The sequence below is a fragment of the Streptomyces sp. NPDC002276 genome (assembly GCF_053891435.1).
In genome coordinates this window covers 80,100-102,854 of the sequence record NZ_JBSFCQ010000017.1, presented here as the reverse complement: position 1 = coordinate 102,854, position 22,755 = coordinate 80,100, and the positions used below count along the sequence as shown (strand labels likewise).

At 70.6% G+C, this 22,755-nt stretch carries 24 protein-coding genes; 12 read left to right on the top strand and 12 right to left on the bottom strand.

The window, feature by feature from the left end:
- Position 1: 1 nt before the first annotated feature.
- From ACWIHT_RS35100 to ACWIHT_RS35090, 3 genes are read right to left on the bottom strand one after another with little or no spacing between them, the layout of a single operon-like run.
- Positions 2-853 carry a carbohydrate ABC transporter permease gene (locus tag ACWIHT_RS35100; RefSeq protein WP_456172362.1) on the bottom strand — a complete coding sequence of 284 codons (852 nt, stop codon included), beginning with the start codon at positions 851-853 and terminating at the stop codon, positions 2-4.
- Complete coding sequence (locus ACWIHT_RS35095; protein ID WP_456172361.1) at positions 850-1,803, bottom strand: carbohydrate ABC transporter permease; 954 nt, start codon at positions 1,801-1,803, stop codon at positions 850-852. Before ACWIHT_RS35095 ends, ACWIHT_RS35100 begins: the two co-directional genes overlap by 4 nt.
- 7 nt (positions 1,804-1,810) lie before the next feature.
- Positions 1,811-3,112 carry an extracellular solute-binding protein gene (locus ACWIHT_RS35090; RefSeq protein WP_456172360.1) on the bottom strand — a complete coding sequence of 434 codons (1,302 nt, stop codon included), beginning with the start codon at positions 3,110-3,112 and terminating at the stop codon, positions 1,811-1,813.
- Between the two features lie 359 nt (positions 3,113-3,471).
- Here ACWIHT_RS35090 and ACWIHT_RS35085 point away from each other — a divergent pair, with 359 nt between their 5' ends.
- From ACWIHT_RS35085 to ACWIHT_RS35050, 8 genes are all read left to right on the top strand, one after another.
- Entirely contained in the window at positions 3,472-4,002 is a 531-nt protein-coding gene (locus tag ACWIHT_RS35085; protein ID WP_456172359.1) for an HdeD family acid-resistance protein, read from the top strand.
- A gap of 79 nt (positions 4,003-4,081) precedes the next feature.
- A complete protein-coding gene (locus ACWIHT_RS35080) occupies positions 4,082-4,510 on the top strand; it encodes a hypothetical protein (protein WP_456172358.1) in 429 nt (142 codons plus the stop codon).
- 202 nt (positions 4,511-4,712) lie between these two features.
- The gene (locus ACWIHT_RS35075) at positions 4,713-5,279 is read left to right on the top strand and encodes a carboxymuconolactone decarboxylase family protein (RefSeq protein ID WP_456172357.1); all 567 of its coding nucleotides are present in this window, start codon (positions 4,713-4,715) and stop codon (positions 5,277-5,279) included.
- Positions 5,276-6,142: an RNA polymerase sigma-70 factor gene (locus ACWIHT_RS35070; protein ID WP_456172356.1), complete on the top strand. Its 867-nt coding sequence runs from the start codon at positions 5,276-5,278 to the stop codon at positions 6,140-6,142. The genes ACWIHT_RS35075 and ACWIHT_RS35070 overlap by 4 nt, the downstream gene beginning before the upstream one ends.
- Positions 6,143-6,333: 191 nt before the next feature.
- The gene (locus ACWIHT_RS35065; protein ID WP_456172355.1) at positions 6,334-7,152 is read left to right on the top strand and encodes a hypothetical protein; all 819 of its coding nucleotides are present in this window, start codon (positions 6,334-6,336) and stop codon (positions 7,150-7,152) included.
- A complete protein-coding gene (locus ACWIHT_RS35060) occupies positions 7,152-9,332 on the top strand; it encodes a bifunctional serine/threonine-protein kinase/ABC transporter substrate-binding protein (protein WP_456172354.1) in 2,181 nt (726 codons plus the stop codon). Before ACWIHT_RS35065 ends, ACWIHT_RS35060 begins: the two co-directional genes overlap by 1 nt.
- Positions 9,333-9,375: 43 nt before the next feature.
- Positions 9,376-11,574 (top strand): bifunctional serine/threonine-protein kinase/ABC transporter substrate-binding protein, encoded by a 2,199-nt coding sequence (locus ACWIHT_RS35055; protein WP_456172353.1) that lies wholly within the window; start codon positions 9,376-9,378, stop codon positions 11,572-11,574.
- Between the two features lie 35 nt (positions 11,575-11,609).
- The gene (locus tag ACWIHT_RS35050) at positions 11,610-12,092 is read left to right on the top strand and encodes a WapI family immunity protein (RefSeq protein ID WP_456172352.1); all 483 of its coding nucleotides are present in this window, start codon (positions 11,610-11,612) and stop codon (positions 12,090-12,092) included.
- A 25-nt stretch (positions 12,093-12,117) separates the two neighbouring features.
- Here ACWIHT_RS35050 and ACWIHT_RS35045 read toward each other — a convergent pair whose 3' ends face one another.
- The 4 genes from ACWIHT_RS35045 to ACWIHT_RS35030 form a co-directional block, all read right to left on the bottom strand.
- On the bottom strand, positions 12,118-13,131 hold the full coding sequence (locus ACWIHT_RS35045; protein WP_456172351.1) for an ABC transporter substrate-binding protein: 1,014 nt from the start codon (positions 13,129-13,131) through the stop codon (positions 12,118-12,120).
- Between the two features lie 8 nt (positions 13,132-13,139).
- Positions 13,140-13,907 (bottom strand): heme ABC transporter ATP-binding protein, encoded by a 768-nt coding sequence (locus ACWIHT_RS35040; RefSeq protein WP_456172350.1) that lies wholly within the window; start codon positions 13,905-13,907, stop codon positions 13,140-13,142.
- Positions 13,907-14,968, bottom strand: coding sequence for a FecCD family ABC transporter permease (locus ACWIHT_RS35035; protein ID WP_456172349.1), 1,062 nt, complete (start codon positions 14,966-14,968; stop codon positions 13,907-13,909). The genes ACWIHT_RS35040 and ACWIHT_RS35035 overlap by 1 nt, the downstream gene beginning before the upstream one ends.
- A gap of 281 nt (positions 14,969-15,249) precedes the next feature.
- Positions 15,250-15,741, bottom strand: a complete 492-nt coding sequence (locus ACWIHT_RS35030; RefSeq protein WP_456172348.1) for an FBP domain-containing protein — start codon at positions 15,739-15,741, stop codon at positions 15,250-15,252.
- Positions 15,742-15,835: 94 nt separating this feature from the next.
- On the opposite strand from ACWIHT_RS35030, the gene ACWIHT_RS35025 reads away from it, so the two are divergent.
- Both ACWIHT_RS35025 and ACWIHT_RS35020 read left to right on the top strand, forming a co-directional pair.
- A complete protein-coding gene (locus tag ACWIHT_RS35025) occupies positions 15,836-16,429 on the top strand; it encodes a TetR/AcrR family transcriptional regulator (RefSeq protein ID WP_456172347.1) in 594 nt (197 codons plus the stop codon).
- A gap of 120 nt (positions 16,430-16,549) precedes the next feature.
- Positions 16,550-17,086, top strand: a complete 537-nt coding sequence (locus ACWIHT_RS35020) for a hypothetical protein (RefSeq protein ID WP_456172346.1) — start codon at positions 16,550-16,552, stop codon at positions 17,084-17,086.
- Positions 17,087-17,099: 13 nt separating this feature from the next.
- Here the strand turns inward: ACWIHT_RS35020 and ACWIHT_RS35015 are convergent, their stop codons facing one another.
- From ACWIHT_RS35015 to ACWIHT_RS35005, 3 genes are all read right to left on the bottom strand, one after another.
- Positions 17,100-17,969, bottom strand: a complete 870-nt coding sequence (locus ACWIHT_RS35015; protein ID WP_456172345.1) for a helix-turn-helix transcriptional regulator — start codon at positions 17,967-17,969, stop codon at positions 17,100-17,102.
- 64 nt (positions 17,970-18,033) lie between these two features.
- On the bottom strand, positions 18,034-18,972 hold the full coding sequence (locus tag ACWIHT_RS35010; RefSeq protein ID WP_456172344.1) for an alpha/beta hydrolase: 939 nt from the start codon (positions 18,970-18,972) through the stop codon (positions 18,034-18,036).
- A 49-nt stretch (positions 18,973-19,021) separates the two neighbouring features.
- Complete coding sequence (locus ACWIHT_RS35005) at positions 19,022-19,489, bottom strand: cupin domain-containing protein (RefSeq protein ID WP_456172343.1); 468 nt, start codon at positions 19,487-19,489, stop codon at positions 19,022-19,024.
- 197 nt (positions 19,490-19,686) lie between these two features.
- On the opposite strand from ACWIHT_RS35005, the gene ACWIHT_RS35000 reads away from it, so the two are divergent.
- Positions 19,687-20,337 (top strand): TMEM175 family protein, encoded by a 651-nt coding sequence (locus ACWIHT_RS35000; RefSeq protein ID WP_456172342.1) that lies wholly within the window; start codon positions 19,687-19,689, stop codon positions 20,335-20,337.
- On the opposite strand, the gene ACWIHT_RS34995 is transcribed toward ACWIHT_RS35000, so the two are convergent.
- Positions 20,262-21,536: an MFS transporter gene (locus tag ACWIHT_RS34995; protein ID WP_456172341.1), complete on the bottom strand. Its 1,275-nt coding sequence runs from the start codon at positions 21,534-21,536 to the stop codon at positions 20,262-20,264. The genes ACWIHT_RS35000 and ACWIHT_RS34995 overlap by 76 nt on opposite strands.
- 40 nt (positions 21,537-21,576) lie before the next feature.
- Positions 21,577-22,074 (bottom strand): GNAT family N-acetyltransferase, encoded by a 498-nt coding sequence (locus tag ACWIHT_RS34990; protein ID WP_456172340.1) that lies wholly within the window; start codon positions 22,072-22,074, stop codon positions 21,577-21,579.
- A gap of 26 nt (positions 22,075-22,100) precedes the next feature.
- Here ACWIHT_RS34990 and ACWIHT_RS34985 point away from each other — a divergent pair, with 26 nt between their 5' ends.
- Positions 22,101-22,691 carry a CGNR zinc finger domain-containing protein gene (locus ACWIHT_RS34985; protein WP_456172339.1) on the top strand — a complete coding sequence of 197 codons (591 nt, stop codon included), beginning with the start codon at positions 22,101-22,103 and terminating at the stop codon, positions 22,689-22,691.
- The last annotated feature ends 64 nt before the right edge of the window (positions 22,692-22,755 follow it).

Here is a 22,755-nt window from a genome sequence, read left to right as displayed (position 1 = left end):
GTCACCTCATTCCCGTTCCGGCGATGCCCTGCACGAAGTACCGCTGAAGGAAGAGGAAGAGCACGAGCACCGGCAGCATGACGACGACGGCACCGGCGAGCATCAGGCCGTAGTCGGTCACGTGCGCCGCCGCCTGGCTGGTGGCCGCGAGGCCCACCGGCAGCGTGTAACTGGACGTGCTCTGGGCGACGATGAGCGGCCAGATGAAGTAGTTCCACGAGTTGAGGAACGACATGATCGTGATCGTCGCGACCGCCGGACCGGCCAGCGGGAGGAAGATCCGGAAGAAGATGCGGAACTCACCGGCCCCGTCGATGCGGGCCGCCTCCAGCAACTCGTCGGGGATCGAGGACGCGTACTGCCGCATGATGAACACCGACATCGGCATCGCCAGGCTGGGCAGCGCGATACCGGCGAGGGTGTCCGCCAGGCCCATGTCCACGGTGAGCACGAACTGCGGGACGAACACCGCGGTGAACGGCACCATCATCGCCGCCATGACCGCGCCGAACGCGAGCCGCCTGCCCGCGAATTCGAGTTTCGCGAGCGCGTAACCGGCGGCCGACGCCGCCACGATGTTGCCGACCACCACCATGGCCGCGACCACGACGCTGTTGACCACGAACCGGCCGAAGCCCTGGGTCCTGAACAGCCGGGTGAAGTTGTCCAGCGTGAAGTGGTGGGGGACGAGGGAACCGGGGTCGGAGCGGATCTCGTCGAGGCCGCGCAGCGAGCCGCCGATCCCCCAGACGAACGGGAGCAGCGTGAGCAGCGCGCACAGGACGAGCGCGGCGTAGAGCAGGGGCCGGGCAACGGGCCGCGCCCGTACGGCACTTCGGGCGACGGCGGTCATGTGCGGGGCCTCAGCAATCGGAACTGGACGACGCTCACCAGGGACACGAGCAGCAGGGTCACGAAGGAGGCGGCCGAGGACACCCCGAACTCGCCGACCCCGAACTGGTGGTAGGTGTACAGCGCCACGGACTCGGTGGAGCCGAGCGGGCCGCCGTCGGTGAGCAGATAGGGCTCGTCGAAGACCTGGAGGTAGAAGACGGTGAGCAGCACCGACACCATGAGGGTGGTGGGCCGCAGCAGGGGGAGGGTGATGTGCCTCAACTGCCGCCATTTTCCCGCCCCGTCGAGGGCGGCGGCCTCGTAGACGTCCTGCGGGATCGACTGGAGTCCGGCGAGGAAGAGGACCATCGCGGTGCCGAAGTTGCGCCAGACGCCGAGCAGGATGACCACGGGCATGGCGAGGTGCTGGTCGTCCAGCCAGTTCGGTCCGGCGAAACCGAACGCGCCGAGCGCCTTGTTGACGGTGCCGCTCGGGTTGAAGGCGTACTGCCAGATCAGTGCGGCGGCGACGACGTTGGTGACGACCGGTGCGAAGAACACCGTACGGAACAGGCCGCGCAGCCGCCGGATGCCGGAGTTCAGCGCGATGGCCAGCGCGAAACCGACGCCCATGGTGAGCGGTACGCCGACGGCGACGAAGACGGCGGTGTTGAGGATGTCGCGGCGGAAGGTCGAGTCCTGGAACAGCCGGAGGTAGTTCTCCAGGCCGGTGAAGTCGACCGCGAAGGGATGCCGTAGGTCCGCGCCGTGCAGGTCGGTGAGGCTGAAGCCGAGCGCGGCCACCGTCGGGATCACCGTGTAGAGCAGGAACACGGCGAGGAACGGGGTGAGGAACAGCCAGGCGACAGCCGTTCGCCGCAGGCTCCGGTTGTGGACGCGCGCGGGGGCCGTGACCGGTCGGGCGTGCGGTGTCGTGTGTGGCGCCCGAGGGGTGAGGGTGGTGGTCATGGGCGGCTCACTTCGTGCTCGTGCCGACGCTCTCGGCGTAGGCCTGGAGGTTCGCGGCGGCCTTGGCCGGGGTCTCCTTGCCCTTGGCCACGGCCTCCATCTCCTTGCCGAGCCGGGTCGCGACCTGCTGCCAGGTGCTCACCTGCGGGAACGCCCGCGCCCTTTTCAGCTGCGTGAAGAAGGCGTCGAGGAGCGGCTGCCCCTTGATGGCCGGGTCGTCCCACGCCGACACGACCGCCGGCAGTGAGCTGTACGCCTTGAACTGCGCGACCTGGGTGCTCGGCTTCGCGAGGTGGCGGATGAACTTCCACGACGCGTCCGCGTTGCCGCCGGTCGCGAGCACGCCCCAGCTGCCCCCGCCGGAGAAGGAGGCACTGCTGGAAGCGCCGGCCGGCAGCGGTGCGGTGGCTACGTGCGATGCCGTCCAGCCGGTCTTCTTCGCGGCGGTGTCGAGCTGGCCGACGACCCAGGGGCCGGTGATCATGCAGGCCGTCCTGCCGGAGACGAAGTACGGCTGGGAGTCGAGGAAGGTGGGGGTCGCGGTGTCGGCGGAACCGGACGTGAAGAACGACGCGTTGTACTTGATCGCGTCGACCATCGCCGGTGTGTCGAGCGTCCACGTGCCGTCGGCGGAGAGCAGGGAGCCGCCGGCCTGCCAGGCGTACATCGCGGCGTCCTGGCCGTTGAAGATGTCCCAGCCGTTGTCGGCCCCGAGCCCGTGCACGGCTCCGGCACCCTCCAGCGCCTTGAAGAACGGCACCATCTCGTCCCAGCTGGTGGGCGCCTTGACGCCCGCCTTCTTCGCGAGGTCGGCGCGGTAGACGAGGGCGTACGTGTACGCGTACCAGGGCACCGTGTAGGCGATGTCCTTGGCCACTCCGGCGTCCCACAGGCTCTTGAAGAAGCTGCCGGAGTCGACGAGCCCGTCCGGCACCGGCCGCAGGATCGCCGGGTCGAGGAACTGCGCCTGCGACTCGGGGAAGAACTGGGCCACGTCCGGGCCCTTGCCCGCCGCGATCGCCGCCTGGAGCTTCGTGTAGTAGTCGGAGTTCGGTATCAGCGTGAACTTCAGGGTGACGTCCGGGTTCGCGGCCTTGAACGGCTTGATCACCTTGTCGAGCACGCTGGCGTCGTCCTGGGTCGCCCAGACATTGACGGTGCCGGTAGCCGGGGTGGTGCCGATCGGCTTGGCGGCGGTCTTCGCGGTGGCGGTCTCGTCCCCGCGCCCGCAGCCGGTCAGGGCGAGGGTGCCGAGGAGAGCTGTGCCCGCGGTCAGTCTGAGGACACCGCGACGGGAGGGGTTGGACACTCGATGGCTCCTGTCTCAGGACATCACTGAGGACAGTGATGTTTTTTCGCGAGAAAGCACCTCTTGCGGCTTGAAGGAGCCAATGGGTGCGATGACGCCTATGCGACTGGCGTTAAAGCTAGGAAGTACCTATTTCGACGGCGTGGCGGAGCCGTCACGAATAATTTCGGAACTTGTAGCGAAATCGGCCGCGCATGCCGTCCGGGGTGGGTCGTCGTCCGCCCGGAACGCCTCGAACCTAAGCAGCCCGACAGCTACAGCAGTGCAGTCGGATGACGGATGGTGCCCGGACCGCCGAGCCCTAGCGTCGGGGTTGGGAAAGAGGCGACCGGCCCATGTCCCCTCGGCCGAGAAGGGAAGTGATCACCGTACTCAGCTCACCCAACGCCCTGTTGTGGCGCGGCATCCTCGCGGTCGCGTTCGGACTGGTATCGCTGGTGTGGCCCGGCATAACCGTGGGCACATTCGTCTACCTGTTCGCCTTCTACGCCTTCTTCGCCGCGGCCAACGACGCCGTTCGCGCGTTCAGCGGCAACCGGGCGGGGCCGGTCTTCGGCTGGCTGCTACTGGCCCTGCTGTCCGCCGTGAGCGGAGCCGCCGCGATCCTGTGGCCGGGCATCACGGCGCTGGCACTCACCCTCTGGGTCGGCGCGTGGGCGCTGGTCACCGGCGCTGTCGAGATCGGCATGGCCACTCAGGAGGGCGAGTCCGCCGGAGAGCGCGCGATGTTCATGCTGACCGGGCTGGTCTCCGTGGCCCTGGCGTTCGCGCTGTTCGTGCGGCCGGACGTCGGCGCGGTCTCACTGGCGACCGTGTTCGGCCTGTTCAGCCTGATGTACGGGACGTCCGGCATCGTCCTCTCACTCCACCTGCGGCAAAGAGCGGCATAGCGGCACGCGTGGCGTCGGCGGACCCGCGCCGCGCGCTGTCCGAGACCCACCGAATCAATCTCACGAGACAGGAATCATCATGGACAAGCTTTCGGACCAGCTCGGCAAGTTGGCGGACCGGACGAAGAAGGTCGAGGACACCGCCACGGCCGCCAAGGCGAAGAACCGCGCGCAGCTGGAGACGACGAAGACCAGTCTCAAGGCATCCATCGATGCCGTGGGAGCCAAGACCGACGACGCCAAGGCCCGGGCGCAGGGCCGGCTGAGCGACGCGCACGACTCAGTGCAGAAGCACTTCGCCGACCGCCGTGCGGCGAGCGCCGAGCACAAGGCCGAACGCGACCTCAAGAAGGCCGAACGCCGCGCCGACGACGCCGAGCAGGATGCCGCGGACGCGATCGCCCTGGTGCTCTACGTACTGGACCAGGCCGAGTACGCCGTCGTGGACGCCGTGCTCGCCCGCGCCGACGCCGACGACCTCGCCGCCGCGACCGGAACCTCCGGGTGACGGCCCGCTAGGACCGGCCCTGTTCCGCGTGCGGGCGAGTTCAGGGCCGCCCGACAGGACGGCCGCACCCTCGCCGTCGGTGGCGAGGGTGCGGCCGTCCGGCGTCCCGATGTCACATCCTCACGTCCGCCGGTGTCTTCATGCCGAACCGCCGGGCGGACACACGTACTGGCCCGGACAGGCACACGTACAGGAGGACATCATGACGCTTCGCGTTCCGAGGGCCGAGCTTCCCGTCGAGCTGCGCGAGAACCTGATCAAGCAGCTCGGATCCGTGCCCGAACCCATCGAAGTCCTGTGGAACCACCCCCAACTCGCCGCCGCGAACCAGGAGTTCACCGCGAAGGTGGCCACGCTGGACGCGGCGGACGCGAGTCTGAAGACGTTCGCGCACATGGCCGTGGCAGCGCAGGTCGGGTGCGGTTGGTGCCTCGACGTCAACTACTTCTTCGCGCTGAACCAGAACCTGGACCTGACGAAGGCGAGCCAGGTGCCGCGCTGGCGGCAGGCGGACGTGTTCTCGCCGCTGGAGCGGGACGTGCTGGAGTACGCGGAGGCCATGACGACCACACCGTCCACCGTCACCGACGAGTTGTCGCGGCGCCTGCTGGACCGGCTCGGCCCCGCAGCGCTGGTCGAACTCACCGTGTACATCGGCTTCGCCAACATGGCCGCCCGGTGCAACACCGCCCACGGGATCACCTCGCAGGGCTACTCCGACTCCTGCGAGATCCCGTTGGCCGCGCGATCGGGGAAGATGTCGGCATGACCGAGGATCCCTTCGTCACCCACCGCGGCCTGCTGTTCACCGTCGCCTACGAGATGCTCGGCTCGGCCGCCGACGCCGAGGACGTCTTGCAGGAGTCCTGGCTGCGCTGGGCCGACGTCGACCGGTCACAGGTACGGGACGCGCGGTCGTACCTGATCCGGATCGTCACCCGGCAGGCGCTCAACCGGCTGCGCGCCCTGTCGCGCCGGCGTGAGGAGTACGTGGGCGAGTGGCTGCCGGAACCGCTGCTCACCAGTCCCGATGTCGCCGAGGACGTAGAGCTGGCGGAGAGTGTGTCGATCGCGATGCTGACCGTGCTGGAGACGCTCGGGCCCACCGAGCGGGCGGTGTTCGTGCTGCGCGAGGTGTTCGAGCTGTCGTACGGCGAGATCGCGGAGGTCGTCGGGAAGTCCGCGGCGACGGTGCGGCAGGTCGCCCGGCGGGCGCGGGAGCATGTGGCGGCCCGGCGGCCACGGGTGAAGGTGAGCCAGTCGGAACAGGCGGCCGTCGTGGAACGGTTCCTGCACGCCCTGCGCACCGGCCATCTGCGGGAGTTGATGGAGGTGATGGCGCCGGACGTGGTGCTGGTGACCGACGGCGGCGGGGTCGTCGCCGCCGCGCTCGCCCCGATCCACGGCGTCGAGCTGGTGGCACCGATCCTCGCCCGCGCGCACACCCTGGTGGCCGCGTTCGACACCACTCCCCTGTGGCTCAACGGCGAGCCCGCGGGCCGGATGGACGTCGACGGTGAGCCGTCCGCGATCAGTCTCGTGGTGGAGGACGGCCGGGTCACCAGGATCTACGTGGTGCGCAATCCCCGGAAGCTGACGCAACTGGACGAGCCGACCGAACTCGTCAGGTGAGTCCGCTTCGACTCCGAACTGCCCTCCGTACAGCATGAGTTGAGGAGCCATCGGCACTACGATCGACTCGTCTGTACGAATCCTGTGCGAAGCCGGAAACAGAAACGGAGCGCGGGGAACCGTCCCGCGACCGGGTGCATCGGTAGGGGCATGGGGTCGGCCGTACGGCAGGCCGTGGAGGGGGCGACGTCGTGGCGTATGCCGGAGCACTACGGGTCGGTGGGGTGGTGGCGGCCTGTAGTGGGCTGTTGCTGGGGTGCACAGGGGGCGGTTCCGCATCGCCGCCGACGCCGTCCGGGACCAACCCCAGCGCCACCGCTTCTACCGCTTCCGCCACCCCCGAGACGGACCCGGCCCGGGAACCGAAGACCGCGACGCAGGCCCAGGCACTGATCCAACGGGTCATCTCGGGGCCGGAGTTGTTCGGAACCGGGGTGGAGCGGGCGACGCCGTACGAGAGTGACCCCGGACAGTGGGCGGTGCTGGGGGACGACTGTCTGTGGCGCCTGGAGCCGTTACCCGGTGACGCGCTGGCCACCCTGACCCGGCACTTCGAGGTGCCCGCGACCGGCGGAAAGGGCGCCGTGCGGCTGTCGGCCACGGTCACCGTGCACCGCACCGCGCTCGACGCTTCGTGGGAGCAGGCCCGGATGCTGGAGGAGGACCTCGACTGCACCGAGCAGACCCAGCGGCCGGGTGAGCGGTTGACGGGCTTGCAGTCGCTGTCGTTCGCGCGCGGCGAGGGCGGCAACACCAGCGGCGACGATCTGCTGCTGGAGACCGGCCAGTGCCTCAGTGACACGCGCGGGGGCCCGTATCCGTACTGGTGGCAACAGGCGGTCCTGGGCTCGGTGGTGGCCGGTACCTCCGTGTGCGGGGGGCGCGGCCGGAGCGAGCAGGAGCTCAACTCCCTTGTGGCGGAGGTCCTTCCGAGGATGCTGCTGCGAGTGCAGGAGGAGACCGGCCGCACCACCGGGTCCGCGTCGGGCGCGAAGGGCGGTGGTTCGTGATGGAGCGGCTGCTTCCCTCCGATCCCTCCCGGCTCGGCGGATACCGGCTGCTCGGGCGGCTGGGCGCGGGCGGCATGGGCGTGGTCTACGTGGCGCGCGGTACGGCCGGGGAGCTGGCGGCCGTGAAGGTGATCCAGCCCGAGTTCGCCCAACAGACGGAGTTCCGGGCCCGGTTCAGACGTGAGGCGGACTCCGCGCGCGGGGTGGACAGCCCGTGGGTGGTGCCGGTGCTGGGCGCGGACACGGAGGGGCCCGCGCCGTGGCTGGCGACCACTTTCGTGCCGGGCCCCTCGCTGGCCGAGGCGGTGGCGGAGTGCGGGCCGTTGCCCGCGCGGGTGGTGCGGGTCCTGGGCAAGGTGCTGGCGCGTGCCCTGGACGCCGTGCATCAGGCGGGTCTGGTGCACCGGGACGTCAAGCCGGGCAATGTGCTGCTCGCGCTGGACGGGCCCCGGCTGATCGACTTCGGTATCGCCCGGCCCACGGCGGCCGAGGAGACCGAACTGACCTCGGACAGCATGGTGGTGGGCACACCCGGGTTCCTCTCCCCGGAGCAGGCCCGTGCGCTGCCGGTGGGTCCGGCGAGCGATGTGTTCTCGCTGGGCTGTGTGCTGGCGTACACGGCGACCGGACGGCTGCCGTTCGGTACGGGTACGGCGGACGCGCTGCTGTACCGGACCGTGCACGACACCCCGGACCTGGACGGGGTCGAGGACGTCGAACTCCGCTCCCTGCTGGCGCGCTGCCTCGCCAAGGAACCCGAAGCCCGGCCCCAAGTCGCCGAGATCGACGCCGAGTTGGTGGAGGACGCACCGGCCGGTTCCATCGGCTGGCTGCCGGACCCGGTGGTCCGGATGGTCGCCGACCGGTCGGCGCGGATGCTGGCGCTGCCCGGTATCGAGCCGACCGAGGTCCCTGACGAGTCCGCTCCCCCACGTCCGGGCCGTCGTCGGGTACTTGCCCTCGCCGCGGGCGGTACGGCGTTGCTCGCGGCCGGTGGCGGGGCGGCGCTGTGGGCGGCGCTGCGCGACAACGACCGTACGACACCGGCGGGTTCGGCCACCGGCCGCTCCTGGACCATCGGTGTCCAGGCCGATCTGAGCGGCCCGCTGAAGGCGGCGGGGACGGCGCAGGAGCGGGCCGCACGGCTTGCGGTGGAACAGTTCAACTCCCGCGAGGACAAGGCATTCACGCTCACTCTGCGGGTGCTGGACGACCGGAGCGATCCGGCCCGGGCGCAGGCGGTCGCACGTCAACTGACCGCCGACCGTGATGTGTTCGCAGTGCTCGGCCCCACCGGTTACGCCTCGGCGCAGAGCGCGGTGGCGGTGTACGAGAGCGCCGGGCTGCCCCTGATCACCGTCTCCGAACTCTCGGTCTCCGCCGTCCAGTCGGCGCTGCTGGCCAAGCCGAAGAGCTACTTCCGGGCCGCTCCACTGGCCGCGTACTCGGCGTTCGCCACCGTCACCGCGCTGACCACGCAGGGTTCCCGGCGCCCGGGGCTGCTGGTCGACCGGGCGGGCGGGATCACCGGCATGGAGTCCGTCAACGTCGTCCACAGCTCGACCCACGCGGCCGGCATCGCCCTCTACGCCCGGGTGGTGCCCGCGCTCGCGCCGGACGTGTCGACCGTCGTCGCCGACATGCTGGCCCACGGCGTGGACGGCTTCTACTACACCGGCACTCCCGAACGTGCCGCCCCGCTCGCCCGCGCCCTGGCCGCACGGGACTTCAACGGCCCGCGTTTCCTGGACACTTCGTCGGCCACTCCGGCCTTCGTCTCGGCGGCGGGCCCGGCGGGCGAGGGCTGGCAGGTCCTGGCTCCGTACATCGACCCGGCCGCCACGGCCGTACGGCCGTTCGCCACCGCCTATCGGAAGCGCTACGGCACCGCGCCGGGCGACTGGGCCGCCGAGGCCTACGACGTCACCCGCCTGCTCGCCGACCGGCTCACGGCCCTCGCCGGGAGCGGGGCGAGCGCGAGCAACGGAACCGGCGGGAGCGCGCCGCACCGCCCCACCCGGGCTCAAGTCACCGGCGCGCTCGCCAAGTCCGGGTTCAAGGGGCTGGTCACCACCTACACGTTCGACGCCGACCACCAGCTCGTCACCCGGCAGGTACAGCGCTACCAGGTCAAGGACGGCCGCTTCGTCTACACCGGTCCGGTGGGGCTGTCTTCCTGACCGTTGGAGAAAGCCGTCACCGAGCAGCAACGGGAGCCACGGGATGCGGGCACTGCGGGCCGAGGACCCGGAGGAACTGGGCGGACACCGGCTGCTCGCGCGCCTCGGTGCGGGCGGGATGGGCGTGGTGTATCTGGCCCGTACCGCCGACGGAACGCCCGTCGCGCTGAAGGTGATCCGGGCCGAGTACGCGGCCGACCCGGCCTTCCGTGCCCGCTTCCGGCGCGAGGTGCGGCTGGCCACCGGCCTGACCGGCCGCTGGGTGGTCGCGGTGACGGCCGCGGACACTGAGGCGCGGGAACCGTGGCTGGCCACCGCGTTCGTCCCCGGCCCGTCGCTGGCCGAGGCGGTGGACGGACTGGGGCCGCTGCCCCCGGAAACGGTCGCCGTGCTCGGTGCCCGACTGGCCCAGGCGCTGGGCGAGTTGCACGCGGTGGACCTGGTGCACCGGGACGTCAAACCCGGCAACATCCTGCTGGTCCCCGACGGCCCCCGGCTCATCGACTTCGGCATCGCCAAGGGTGCCGGGGCGACCGCGCTCACCGCCCCCGACGCGGTCGTCGGCACCCCGGGCTACCTCTCCCCCGAACAGGCCCGGACGCGCGGCGGCGAGGTCGGTCCGGCCAGCGATCTGTTCTCCCTGGGCTGCGTGCTGGCGTACGCGGCGACCGGGCGGCGGCCGTTCGGCACCGGTGACGCGCCCGTGATCCTGTACCGCACCGTCCACGAGTCCCCCGACCGCACCGGCCTCGCTCAACTCCCTTCGCCACTGCGGTCGGTGATCGACGGCTGCCTCGCCAAGAATCCCGCGCTCCGCCCGACGGCGGCCGAGGTCCGCTCCGCGCTGACGCACGACGAACACCAAGACGAAGTCGCCGTCCCCCCGACCGACTGGCTGCCGCCCGCCGTGCTCCGACTGGTCGCCGAGCGCTCGGCCCGCGCCCTCGACCCGCCGCCGCGCACGGCGGGGCCGATCGTCCCCGAGGCGCTCAACACGCGTACAGCGCGGGGGTTTTCACGCCGCCGTGTGCTGACGATCGGCAGCTCGGCGGCAGCCGTCCTCGCCGCGTCGGGCACCGGGGCGGCCGTCCTGCTCACCCGGGGCCACCCGGCGACGGGCGGTGCGGGCCACGACATCCCCACGCACACCCTCGCCCTGCACGCCGATCTGACGGGGCCTCAGAGAGCCCTGGGCAAGGCACAGCAGCGCGGCGCACTCCTCGCCGTCGCCGCCCACAACGCCCGCGGCGACGCCAACTACCGCCTGGCCCTGTCCTCGTACGACGACAGAGGTGACGCCGCACGAGCGCGGGAGATCGCCCGGCGGGTGCTCGCCGCGCCGTCCGTGAGCGCCGTCATCGGCCCCAGCACGACGGTCGGCGCCCGTGCCGCCGCGCCGCTGTACGCCGCCGCGTCCATGCCGGTGGTCCTGGTGTCGGTCGACGACGCGACCGCCGGACTGTCCACCACGAGCCTGCGCACCCTGTGCGTGACCAGGGCCTCCGACAGCTCACAGACGCTGCCGATCCTCTCCTACCTGACCAGGGACCGCCCCAGCCACCGTACGGCGGTCGTCCAGGACCGCGCGGCGGGCGAGACGGCCGTCGACATCAACCGGAACCTGGTGGCGACGCCGCCCAGCGGCGGAACGGTCACCACGCACCAAGTGGCCGCCGGCACAAGCGACTTCGGCCCGGCCATCGCCCACGCCCTGGCCACCGGCCCGCAGGCGGTCGTCTTCGCCGGCACGTCAACACGCCGGGCCGCGGCCTGCGCCCGGGCCCTGGCCGCGGCACGGTTCACGGGGGCGGTGGCCGGGTTCGAGCCCGTCATGCGTGCCGACTTCCTCACGGCGGCCGGGCAGGCGGCCGAGGGCTGGGTCTTCGAAGCGCCGTACACCGAGGCGCAGTCGGCCGACACCAAGGCCGCGAAGACGTTCACCGCGGCCTACCGGGCACGCTACGGCGAGGCGCCCGGCCGCTGGTCCGCCGAGGCGTACGACGCCGTCGGCCTGATCGCCCGAGCCCTCGACGCACTCGGCACCACGACCGCGATCGAGCCCGCACAGGTCGCCGAGGGCCTCTTCCATCTCTCGTACGACGGGGTGGCCAAGCCCATCCGTTTCGACCAGGGCACCACCCACACGATGGACCCGGCGGACACCGCGTTCCTGTACCAGGCGAGGGACGGGGCGTTCCGCTTCCTGGGGCGCTACGACCAGGTCCGGGCGGCGAAAACCTAGTTACACCGCCGGAGGGCCACTGGCATCCTGTGGCCGTGCACCTCAGCGATCATGCGACCAGTGTCGAACTCCGGCCCCTGCGCTATCAGTTCCCCAAAGTTCGCGGTAACCGTTACGACGACAACTGGCTGATCATCGGCGCCAAGGTGACGACGTCCGAGGGCAGTTGGTCCTTCGCCGATCCCTCCATGCTGATCCACGAGGCCCACCAGGTCACCGCCTGGCTGCGCGGGGCGGCCACGGGGACGGTGGACGTGACCCGGCTCGACGCCGAAGGCTATATGTCCCCGGACACATGGTTCAACGAACCGGTGCTGGCCTTCAGCCTCGCCGAGCGCGGCGAGGCCGGGGCGCTGGTCCGCGTCCACCTCTCCCTGGAAGCCCTGCCCCCATGGCGGCAGGGCGAGGCCAGACCGAACATCTACCAGTACTTCGAGGAGATACAGGTGGATACGGCGGCACTGCTCCGCGCGGCCGACGAGTGGGAGCACGCTCTGGCTTCCTTCCCCACCCGCTGATCGGCGCCGGTCCCACCGGGACGCCTTACCGGGCCGCCTCCTGCCCCGCCGCCACCGTGCGGAGATACGCGCCGAGGCGGGCGATGGCGGACGGGTTGCGGGGGCTCTCGACGAGGTCGACGTAGTCCAGGACGAAGATCCGGCGGTGCTTGACGGCTGAGACGTTGCGGAGCGGGGCGTAGGAGAGGAGGAACTTCTTCTTCTGTTCCGCGCTCACGTCGCCGTAGTCGCAGATCACGATGACATCGGGGTCGCGCTTCACGACGGTCTCCCAACCGACCGTGGTCCAGGAGTCGTTGACGTCGTGCATGACGTTGACCCCGCCGGCCTCGCTGATGATCTGGTCGGGGGCCGCGTAGCGGCCCGAGGTGAACGGGGCGTCCTGGCCGCTGTCGTAGAGGAAGACCGTGGGACTCTTCGCCGGTGCCTCGCTGTGCACGGTGGCGATCTGCTTCTTGAAGTCGGCTATCAGGGTGGCCGCGCGCTTTTCGACGCCGAACAGCTTTCCGAGGTTGGTGAGGTCGGTGTAGAGGGCGTCCAGGGGCGGCATGATGCCGCGCGAGGTGTCGGTGCGGCCGTTGCGGCAGGACTCGGTGAGGACGTACGAGGGGATGCCGAGCTTCTTGAGGGCGTCGGGGGTGAAGCCGCTGTCGTCGCGGAAGCCGTAGTTCCAGCCTGCGAAGACGAGGTCGGCGCGGGCGTCTAGGACGTTCTCCTTGGTGAGTTGGTCCTTGGACAGCCACTTGACCTGCTGGTAGCCGTCCTTCCAGGGCACGTCGGTCAGATCGCCCTTGTCGTCGGGCATGGCGAACCCGGCCATGCGGTTCTCCAGCCCGAGGGCGAACATCAGCTCGGTGATGCCGACGTCGTTGGTGACGACTCGCTTCGGGACGGTCTTGTACGTCACCTTCTGGCCGCAGTTGGTGAGGGTGACCGCCTCGGTGGGCCGGGTGTCCGCGGTCGACTCGACACTCGCACCGCAGCCGGTGGCGGTCACGGTCGCGGCGAGACAGAGAGCGGCGGCGAGCAACTTGCGCATAAGGGTCCTCACGTGGTGGGCGGGAGCAGATCGAACAGGAGCTGGACGGCGCCGGTCTCCGGGTGTCGTACCGGGTGCGCGCGGACTCCGAACACCTCGGCGAGCAGGGCGGGTTGGAGCACGTCGTGCGGTGCGCCGGACGCGACGATCCGGCCGTCCGCGATCACGTACAGCAGGTCGCAGTGCGCGGCGGCGAGATTTAGGTCGTGCAGGGCCGCGAGTACGGTCAGGCCGCTGCGCCGGACCAGGGACAGCACGTCCAACTGGTGGGCGATGTCCAGGTGGTTGGTGGGTTCGTCGAGGACCAGGACGCGTGGGCGCTGGGCGAGTGCGCGGGCGATCAGGACGCGCTGCTTCTCTCCGCCGGAGAGGGCGAGGAAGCCTCGGTCGGCGAGGTGGGCGACACCGGTGCGTTCCATGGCGTCGGCGCAGATCTCCCGGTCCGACGCGGCGGTCCGGTCCCGGTGCGGCAGCCGCCCCATCGCGACCACCTCGGTGACGGTGAAGTCGAACTCGGCCGACGACTCCTGCGGCAGCGCGGCCAACACCCGTGCGGCGGCCCGTGGTTCCATGGCGTGCACGTCGTCGCCGTCGAGCCGGACCGCGCCCCCTGCCGGTCGCAGCGCCCGGTACAAGCACCTCAACAGGGTTGATTTTCCACTGCCGTTGGGGCCGACGAGCCCGACGAAGGCCCCGGAGTCCACGGCGAGCTCGATGTCGTCGACCAGCCGCGTCGCGCCCGCGTCGACCGACAGTCCCTCGATGTCGAGCCGCATCAACGCCCCCCGAACGCATAGCCGCCGCGCCGCATCAGCAGCAGGAAGGCGGGCACTCCCACGACGGCGGTGATGACTCCGACCGGGAGTTCGGCCGGGGCCAGCAGCAGCCGGGACAGCACGTCCGCCCACACCAGGAGCACCGCTCCGGCCAGGGGCGCGACCGCGAGGACCCTGCGGTGGTCGGCGCCGACGAGCATCCGTACGAGGTGGGGCACCATGAGGCCGACGAAGCCGATGGCGCCGCTGACCGCCACCACCGTTCCGGTCACGGCCGCGGTGACGAGGAACAACTCCCGGCGCAGCCGGGCAGGTTGGACGCCGAGCGCGGCGGAGGTCTCGTCCCCCATCGCGAGCGCGTTGAGCGGTTCCGCCCGCCACCGCAGCCACGCCCAGCCGGCCGCCACGGTGACGGCGGCCAGCGGCACCTGGGCCCAGGTCGCGCCGCCCAGGCTCCCGAGCAGCCACATCATCGCCGAGCGGGCCGCCTCGCCACGGGCCGCGCCGAACACCATCACGGTGGTGACGGCTTCGAAGCCGTAGGCCAGCGCGGTCCCGGTGAGGATCAGCCGCAGCGGGGTGAGGCCGTGCGGCGAGCGGGCCACCGCGTACACCAGGACCATGGCGGCGAGCGCCGAGGCGAACGCGGACGCGGACAGCGCCCAGACACCGAGACCGGCGAACGCGCCCAGCAGGATGACCGCGTTGGCGCCGACCGCCGCGCCGGAGGAGATGCCGAGGACGAACGGATCGGCGAGCGCGTTGCGGACCATGGCCTGGACGGCCACGCCGACGGCCGAGAGCCCGGCGCCGACGACGGCCGCGAGGACGACCCTCGGCAGCCGGATCTCCCAGACGATGGTGTAGTCGGCGGCGTCGTCGGCGTGTATGGTCCCGCCGCTGACTCCGGCCCACAGAAAGCGGAACACGTCCGCCGGTCCGATGCCGGCGGCCCCCAGTGCGACACCGCACACGAGGGAGACGCAGAGCAGGACCAGTAGCCCAAGTATCAGCAGCGGCTGGGGTGTTCGGGCCGGGCCGGAGCTCGGAGGTCGGCGCACGATCGGCGGTCCTTCACCTAGGGCCGCCTGGTGAGCCTCGGTCGAGGAGACAGCCCGTACGACCGTGCCGGCCGCTCGGATCCCCTCTCGCAGTCCACGGCGAGCAGTCAACGGGTCGCACCACCCACGGGCGATCGGGCTCACGCGACGACCAGGGGTCGCCACGCACACCGTTGCGGGTCAGCGCCGGATTCTCACCGGACTTCCCCCGCGGGAGGCTTGGGGAGCCTAACAAACGGGGACGAGCAGGTCGGAGGCGCCCGCGCCGGAACCCCGGCCGGTCACGCGCCCACTCTCGCGATGAACGTGGCGAGGTTCGTCACGGTCCGGCGGATCTTCTCCTCCAGGGTGAGGGACTCCTGGAGGCGGGCGCCGACGCCCGTGTCCTTCTTGCCGCGTACGTAGAGGGAGCAGGCGAGGTCGCTGCACATGTAGACGCCGACGGAGTTGCCCTGCTGTCCGGCCTTCCCCGACCTGGGGGCGACCATCAGGGAGACGCCTCCGGTGTGGGTGGTCAGGCAGACCGAGCACATGCTGCGGCGCTGCTGCCAGGAGCCGGCGCCGGAGGTGCGCAGCTGGACGCCGACCGGGCGGCCGTCCAGCTCGGTCACGACGTAGGCCCGGTCGGGGGCCTGGGGATCTCGCCAGCCCAGGAAGTCCAGGTCGTCCCAGGATCGTTCGGCGAGGTCGCGGGGGACGGACAGGCGTTTGGCCTCGCCCTTGGTGCAGTTGACGAACGCGGCGCGGATCTCTTGCTCGGTCAGCGGCTTCATAACGGCCACGCTAATTTGCCTAATCGACTTAGGCAAATGCATAATCTTCGAAGCCACAGAGTGAGACGAGTGGGAATCGACGCGGAGGACGGCCATGGCAGGGACCGGACGGGTGGGACTGACCACGGAGCGCCTGGTCCGGGCGGGCGCTGACCTGGCCGACGAGATCGGCTTCGAGCAGGCGACCCCGGCGGAGCTGGCCCGGCGTTTCGGCGTCAAGACCGCGAGCCTGTACTCGCATGTGCGGAACGCCCACGACCTCAAGACCAGGATCGCCCTGCTCGCCCTGGAGGAACTGGCCGACCGGGTCTCCGCCGCGGTGGCCGGACGGGCCGGCAAGGACGCCCTGACCGCCTTCGCGAACGCCTACCGCGACTACGCCCTCGACCATCCGGGACGCTTCGTCGCGGCCCGGTTCCGGCTCGACCCGGAGACGGCCGCCGCCAGTGCGGGCGTCCGGCACGCGCAGCTGACCCGGGCGATCCTGCGCGGCTACGACCTGACCGAACCGCACCAGACGCACGCGGTGCGACTGCTGGGCAGCGTCTTCACCGGCTTCGTCGGCCTGGAGTCCGCCGGCGGCTTCGACCACAGCGCCCCCGACGCGCAGGAGAGTTGGACCGAGATCCTCGACGCGCTGGACACTCTGCTGCGCACCTGGCCCACAGCGCCCGCGTCACGACCGTAGAAGCCCGCATCACGACCGTGGAAGATGGCGAACCGCCGTCCGGCGCCGACGCGGACGAATACTCTACGGATACACACGGACACGACACGCTGATCGCGCGGCCGACCGAGGAGGAATCCCGTGTCATCGCCCCTCGAACCCCAGCACGCTCCTATCGGCGATGTGGGCGCGGCGCTCATGATCGTCGACTCCCGGCTCAAGACCGTCCACGACGGCAGGACCGGGGTCGATCCCGAACAGCAGGCGCTGATGGAGCAGTTCATCGCGTCGCTGGGTCCCGAGGGAGTCGAGGACGTCCTGGCCGGCACGTGCACCCTCATCTACATCTTCATGACGTGGCTGAGGAAGGCGCACGAGAGTCAGGGCAAGGACGTCATCGAGTACGTGGTGCCCACCCTCGTGGGCACGCTGCGCATGATGCCCAGGAGCGTTCCGCCCGGGGCCGTCCCCACCATGGCCGGTCTGGTCGTCGCCGCGGGCATCGGACTGAGCCCCAATCTGTGGCGCGAGCAGTACGGGGACTGGACCAAGGACGAGATGACCCCGCTGGAGGCCACAGCCTTCCTGCTCGCGGAACACATCAACCGCATCACGGACGACCCCGACTCGGCGACCCGTCTGATCACCGACGCGCTGTCGCGCGCGGACGAGGACTGACGTACCGCGAGCTTCACGGGACCCGGGCCGGCTGGGGGCGGGCCGCGCGCAGATCGTCCAGCTTCTCCGCGTCGCCCGTCCCGGCCGCCGCCGTGTACGTGACGATCCGGAGGTCGGTCCCGGCGGCCATCACCACGTCGAGGTCGAGGTCGATGTCCCCAACTCGGGGGTGCTCTATGGTCTTTCGGTCTCCGACGTGGGTGCGGGCCGTGCCGTTTGACCACAGGCGGGCGAAGCGCGGGCTGTCGCGCAGCAGGCGGTCAACGAAGGCGACGAGCCGCGCGTCGTGGGGATGCGCGGCGGCCGTGACCCGCAGGTCGGCGACGAGATCCTCCTCCTCGACCTCGTCGCCCGCCCAGGACCGCACGGGCCAGCCCGCGATGGGCGCACGTCCGTGTCCGCCGCCCGGCCGGAACATCCCGGCGACGAGGTTGTGCTCGTCCCAGCCGTAGGTGCGGGGATCGCCGATCGCGGCGGACCACATGTCGTTCCAGCCGATGAGGGTCCAGTCGGCGGCGAACACCGCGGTGGGGCTGTCGGCCAACTGCCCCACGAGCCGGTGCACCCGCGCGGGCATGTGCCTGGACACGTCCCCGGTCGCGGGCGGCGCGAGGTGGGCGCAGCGGAACAGGTGGTCGCGTTCGGACGGTTCGAGGCGCAGCGCCCTGGCCAGCGCGGTGACCACCTGGGCCGAGGGGTTGCGGGCGCGGCCCTGCTCCAGCCGGACCACGTAGTCGACCGACAGGCCCGCCAGCCGGGCCAGTTCCTCCCGGCGCAGTCCGGGGATGCGCCGCTCCCCGTCCGGCTCCAGCCCGCTGTCCTGAGGTGACACGCGCTCTCGCCACCCCCGCAGCGCGATGCCGAAGTGGTTCGTCGTAGCCATGCGCACCATCGTTGTCGAAACGCCGTACGGCACACGGAAGTTCGGCCTGCGCACTACGGATTCTTTACCCGACGGCCCCGACGCCCCCGAGCACCTCGGCGCCTTCGGTGACGTCCGCCCAGTGGGCCCGCGTGAACGCGGCTGCCGCGTCGAGCGCTTGGGCGCCCTCGTCGAGCATCACCGCGAAACCCTGGAAGACGTGCGGCACTTGGGACCAGACCTGAAGATCGACCCGTACGTCGCACTCGGCGGCGCGCGCGGCCAGTCGTACGGCGTCGTCCAGCAGGATCTCGTGCGAGCCGACCTGGACGAGCAGCGGCGGCAGGCCGGTCAGGTCCGCGAAGACGGGGCTGGCGTAGGGCGTGGTGGGGTCCGTGTCGCGGAGATAGTCGTGGGCCCGCCTGCGCATGCCCTCCGGGGTCAGCACGGGATCGACGGTCGCCTTGCTCACCACGCTCGCGCCGGACATGCTCAGGTCGGCCCACGGGGAGAACACCGCCGCCGACGCGGGCTGGGGCAGCCCCGCGTCCTTGGCGGCGACCAGCGTCGCGGCGACGAGACCACCGCCCGCGGACTCGCCGACGAACGCGATCGCGGAGCTGGGCAGTCCGTCGTCGAGGAGCGCCCGGTAGACGGCCAGGGCGTCGTCAACCGCCGCGGGGAACGGGTGCTCGGGGGCCAGCCGGTAGTCGACGCAGACGGCGCGCGCGTCGGTGCGCCGGACGATCTCGGCGGCCAGGCCCACGGCGTCGGCCGCCGAGCCGATCGCGTAGGCGCCGCCGTGCAGGTAGAGGACCACGGTCGCCGGGTCGCTCGCGGAGGTCTCGACGGTGACGACCGGTACACCGCCCAGTTCGCCCACCGTGGTCGAGACGTCGGGGGGCAACGGGATGGACGCCATCAACTCGGCGAAGACGGCGCGCTGTTCGGCGACGTCGCCGCCGAGGTCGAGCGGAGCGTGCCGCAGCAGTTCGTCGAGGGCCTGGCGCTGTTGCCGGGACATGGCTGTGCCTTTCGTGGTTCAGGTGAAAGCCGTGAGGGGAGTTGAAGGGTCAGCGCGGCGGGCCGACGATGATCTGGCCGTACTGGTCGGCGGCCTCCGCCATGAGGTCCCGGGAGATCTCGAAGCCCTCCGGACGCGGGGTCTTCAGGTCGCGTCCCGCGTGCCGGAACATGCCCTCGATGCCGCCCGGTGTGCAGATCATGAGGAGGTCCGCCGTGTCGGAGGTGATCCGGTAGCCGTGCGGGACGTTGCGCGGAAGGAAGACGATGCCGCCCTCCGACAGCTCCATCTCCTCGTCGTCGCACCACAGCAGCGCGCTGCCCTTGATCAGCATGAAGACCTCGTCCTCACGTGTGTGCGTGTGGTATGGCGGCGCCTCGCCCTTGGCGACGGAGAACCGTCCCACGGTCAACTGCCCGCCGGTGGCCGCCGCGTCCAGCAGTACGGCGAACTCACCGCCGTCGAGCCATTCGAGTTTCTGCTGCTGCTCGGGCTGTGCGAGGTAGGCCAGGGTCATGACGGTGTCCGTTCTGCGTCCGTGCCGCGTTCTGTACCGCGCGATCACGGGGATGACTCGGTCGGTTCGATGATCCTCTTCGCTCCGCCCCGGCCGCCAGGCATACGGGTAGGACCAGCAGTACCACTCCCCCGGGGCCCGCCCGAGGTGTCACGCGCGTCCGGGACGGTCACCGTCGTGTGGCATCCTCTGCTGCCATGAACGTCTCGACTGATCAACAACTGCCGTCCGAGGGCGAGGACATGGAGATCCGGGCGGTCTCCGCCGAGCGACTCACGTTCTTCGGGGACGCGGTCGTCGCCATCGCGCTCACGCTGCTGGCCCTGGAGCTGCCGGTACCGGAGGGCACGACCAACTCCGAGCTGTGGCACTCGGCTTCGGACCACCGCGAGAGCTATCTGGCGTTCATGATCAGCTTCGTGGTGATCGCCGCGCACTGGCGCTCCCACCACCGGGTGTTCCGCTATGTCACGGCGTCCAACGGCAAGTTGACGGCCCTCACCATGTACTGGCTGCTCACGCTGGTGATCACCCCGTTCGCGACCGACGTGATCGGCGGGCACGGAGCGTTCCAGGCCCGGTTCGTCTTCTACGCCACCGTGCAGTTCACGTCCTGTCTCCTGTTCATACTGATGGTCGACGAGGTCCGTCGCGACGACCTCTACCGCACCGGCACCCCGCCCGAGCTGTTCTCCCGGACGATCCGCGGGATCGGCATGGTCGCCGCGGGCTTCCTGGTGTCGATCCCGGTCTCGTTCCTCACGCACTGGGCCTATCTCTGCTGGATCGTGGTACCGGTCGCCGACACGATCGCCGCCCGGCGCCGGAGCAACAAGCTCTCGGCATGAGCCTGTTGGGCCTGCTGCTGTCGTAGCGCCAGGCGGACGGCGGGCGGTGCCGCCAGGCCGGTGAGCAGGAACAGCGCGCCCACGACGTACCAGCCGGGGCGGCCCCAGGTGATGCACAGCGCGATGAGCAGCCCCGGGCCGAACGCCTCCGCCAGGCCCGCCCCCAGGCCGAACACGCCGAGGTACTGGCCCGTGGCGTGGCGCGGAGCGAGCGCGAAGGACACCTCGAAGCCGGCCGCCGCGTGCCACAGTTCGCCGACCGTGTGGACGACCACGGCCGTGATGAGCAGTGCCGTGGCGGCCCACGCCGGGGTCCCCGCCGCGAGCGAGATCAGCGCGCAGGCGACGAGGAAGGCCACGCCCGCCCGCCGGTAGGCACGACCACCGGCCACCGGAGAGTCGATGCCACGACCGGCCCGTACCTGAAAGGCGACGACGATGACCGTGCCGGTGAGCATCGTGCCCGAGATGAGCCAGTGCGGTGCGCTGGTGGCACCGATCAGCCAGAGCGGGACGGCCACGGTGAGCACCTTGAACTGGATGGCCATCACGCCGTCGAGAACGGTCAACAGGAGGTAGGGACGGTCCCGTAGAGCGCTCCATCGGGAGCCCTCCAGCACGGGTCCGGGCGCGACGGACGGCAGCAGGAACAGCGTCGCCGCCGCGCAGACGAACGCGATCGCGTTGCCGACGACCATGCACCGATAGGCGCTCAGGGTGCCCACCTGGACGATCCAGCCGGCGCCCAACGCGCCCACGGAGATCCCCACGTTGGTGACGGCACGCAGCCGGGCGCGGAACTCCTGCGGCCGGTCTCCTCCGTAGTGCCTGATGAGCGGGGTACGGGCGGCGAGTCCGGCCGCCTTCGCCGCGGCGGCCAGACCGATCACGAGGACGAACGACCAGAAGCCGTCGGCCAGTACGAACCCGGCGGTGGCCAGTGCCTGCACCAGCAGCGTGATCACGTAGACGCCACGGGCGCCACGCACGTCGGCGAGATGTCCTACGGCGATGCCCACGGCCGGGGCGACGAGTCCGGCGACGCCGAGGCCGAGGCCCACCTGCTCCGCAGGCAGCCGTACCGCCTGGGTGAAGTACAGGACTCCGGCCGTCAGATAGAGGCCGCTGCCCATCGTGTAGACGAGGTTCGAGGCGACGAGCACCCGCTGCGGTCGGCTGTCGGGGATCAGCTTGGGCATGAAGTGGCTCCGGTTTCGGGGCAGTTGTGGTCGTGACGGATCACGGGCGCCAGTACAGGGAGGGATCGGGGTGTTCGGTGAAACCGAGGTCGCGGTACAGCGGTTCGCCCTCGGCGGAGGCGTGCAGGTCGACCCGGGCGACACCGCTGTCCTGGAACCAGTCGAGGAGGCCGCGCACGATCGAGCGGCTGTGTCCGCGTCGCCGGTGGGCCGGGTCGGTGACCACGCCGAGCACGTGCCCGATCCGGCCGTTGCGCAGCTGCGGTCCGGGCAGTCGCTGCTCGACGGTGCCGATGCCGCAGGCGGCGAGGGTGCCGTCGGCACCGTCCACGACGAGGACGCGCACGGTGTCCGCCGTCAGCTGTTCCTTGAGCACCACGGCCAGGGCGTCCAGCCAATCGCCGTCCACCGACGGGGGGTTGAAGAAGTCGCCGGCCAAGTCCTCGAAGAGGAGCACCCGTAGCCGTACGAGTTCCACGAGGTCGTACTCCACGGCCCGCCGGACCCGGGACGGATCTGTGTTGTCGCGTTGTCGCATGGCGATCAGACTGCTGTAATGGCCTTATGCACCTCAACCCTTACGGCGAGGATGCCGTGAACCTGGCCGCGGATCTGGTCAACCGGCCCCCCGCCGACGCCGAGGAACTCGCGGATCGCTGTCGCGATGCCGGTCTGGTGCTGGAGCGGCCGACGACCGCCGAGGACCTCGACCGCGCCCGCCACGCGTTGCGGTCGTGGGAGAAGGTCGTCGACGCCACCGACGAGCAGGAGCGCGCGGAGCTGGTCAACCGGATGCTGGAGGAGGCCGCCGCCTATCCACGCATGACCGACCACGCGGGCAGCGGCTGGCACCTGCACTACCGCGACGACCGGAAGCCGCTCGGCGATGTGCTGTTCTCCCTGATCTCGGTGGGTACGGCACTGCATCTCACGGGACGCGGAATGCACCGCCTGAGGCGCTGCGCCGTGACCGAGTGCGGCGCGGCCTTCGCCGACACCTCCCGCACGGGGCGGCAGCGCTACTGCTCCCAACTCTGCGCCAACCGCGACGCGGTACGCCGGCACCGGGCCCGAGGTCAGGAAAAGGAGGCATCCAGTATGTACAAGGGAAAATCCAGTTCATCAGTGCGCAAATCGATCACTGGATCGGTGTAATCGGCACATACGTCCCACCGTCAAGGGATCTAGCGTCGGAGTGCACGGGGCCGCACGGACCAGA

Bases quoted from the DNA above. Each gene is read 5' to 3' on its own strand.
- ACWIHT_RS35095 (WP_456172361.1), bottom strand. From the start codon at position 1,803: ATGACCACCACCCTCACCCCTCGGGCGCCACACACGACACCGCACGCC.
- ACWIHT_RS34985 (WP_456172339.1), top strand. From the start codon at position 22,101: ATGCACCTCAACCCTTACGGCGAGGATGCCGTGAACCTGGCCGCGGAT.
- ACWIHT_RS34990 (WP_456172340.1), bottom strand. From the start codon at position 22,074: ATGCGACAACGCGACAACACAGATCCGTCCCGGGTCCGGCGGGCCGTG.
- ACWIHT_RS35075 (WP_456172357.1), top strand. From the start codon at position 4,713: ATGACGCTTCGCGTTCCGAGGGCCGAGCTTCCCGTCGAGCTGCGCGAG.
- ACWIHT_RS35045 (WP_456172351.1), bottom strand. From the start codon at position 13,131: ATGCGCAAGTTGCTCGCCGCCGCTCTCTGTCTCGCCGCGACCGTGACC.
- ACWIHT_RS35070 (WP_456172356.1), top strand. From the start codon at position 5,276: ATGACCGAGGATCCCTTCGTCACCCACCGCGGCCTGCTGTTCACCGTC.
- ACWIHT_RS34995 (WP_456172341.1), bottom strand. From the start codon at position 21,536: ATGCCCAAGCTGATCCCCGACAGCCGACCGCAGCGGGTGCTCGTCGCC.
- ACWIHT_RS35040 (WP_456172350.1), bottom strand. From the start codon at position 13,907: ATGCGGCTCGACATCGAGGGACTGTCGGTCGACGCGGGCGCGACGCGG.
- ACWIHT_RS35060 (WP_456172354.1), top strand. From the start codon at position 7,152: ATGGAGCGGCTGCTTCCCTCCGATCCCTCCCGGCTCGGCGGATACCGG.
- ACWIHT_RS35055 (WP_456172353.1), top strand. From the start codon at position 9,376: ATGCGGGCACTGCGGGCCGAGGACCCGGAGGAACTGGGCGGACACCGG.
- ACWIHT_RS35000 (WP_456172342.1), top strand. From the start codon at position 19,687: ATGAACGTCTCGACTGATCAACAACTGCCGTCCGAGGGCGAGGACATG.
- ACWIHT_RS35005 (WP_456172343.1), bottom strand. From the start codon at position 19,489: ATGACCCTGGCCTACCTCGCACAGCCCGAGCAGCAGCAGAAACTCGAA.
- ACWIHT_RS35025 (WP_456172347.1), top strand. From the start codon at position 15,836: ATGGCAGGGACCGGACGGGTGGGACTGACCACGGAGCGCCTGGTCCGG.
- ACWIHT_RS35100 (WP_456172362.1), bottom strand. From the start codon at position 853: ATGACCGCCGTCGCCCGAAGTGCCGTACGGGCGCGGCCCGTTGCCCGG.
- ACWIHT_RS35010 (WP_456172344.1), bottom strand. From the start codon at position 18,972: ATGTCCCGGCAACAGCGCCAGGCCCTCGACGAACTGCTGCGGCACGCT.
- ACWIHT_RS35030 (WP_456172348.1), bottom strand. From the start codon at position 15,741: ATGAAGCCGCTGACCGAGCAAGAGATCCGCGCCGCGTTCGTCAACTGC.
- ACWIHT_RS35080 (WP_456172358.1), top strand. From the start codon at position 4,082: ATGGACAAGCTTTCGGACCAGCTCGGCAAGTTGGCGGACCGGACGAAG.
- ACWIHT_RS35015 (WP_456172345.1), bottom strand. From the start codon at position 17,969: ATGGCTACGACGAACCACTTCGGCATCGCGCTGCGGGGGTGGCGAGAG.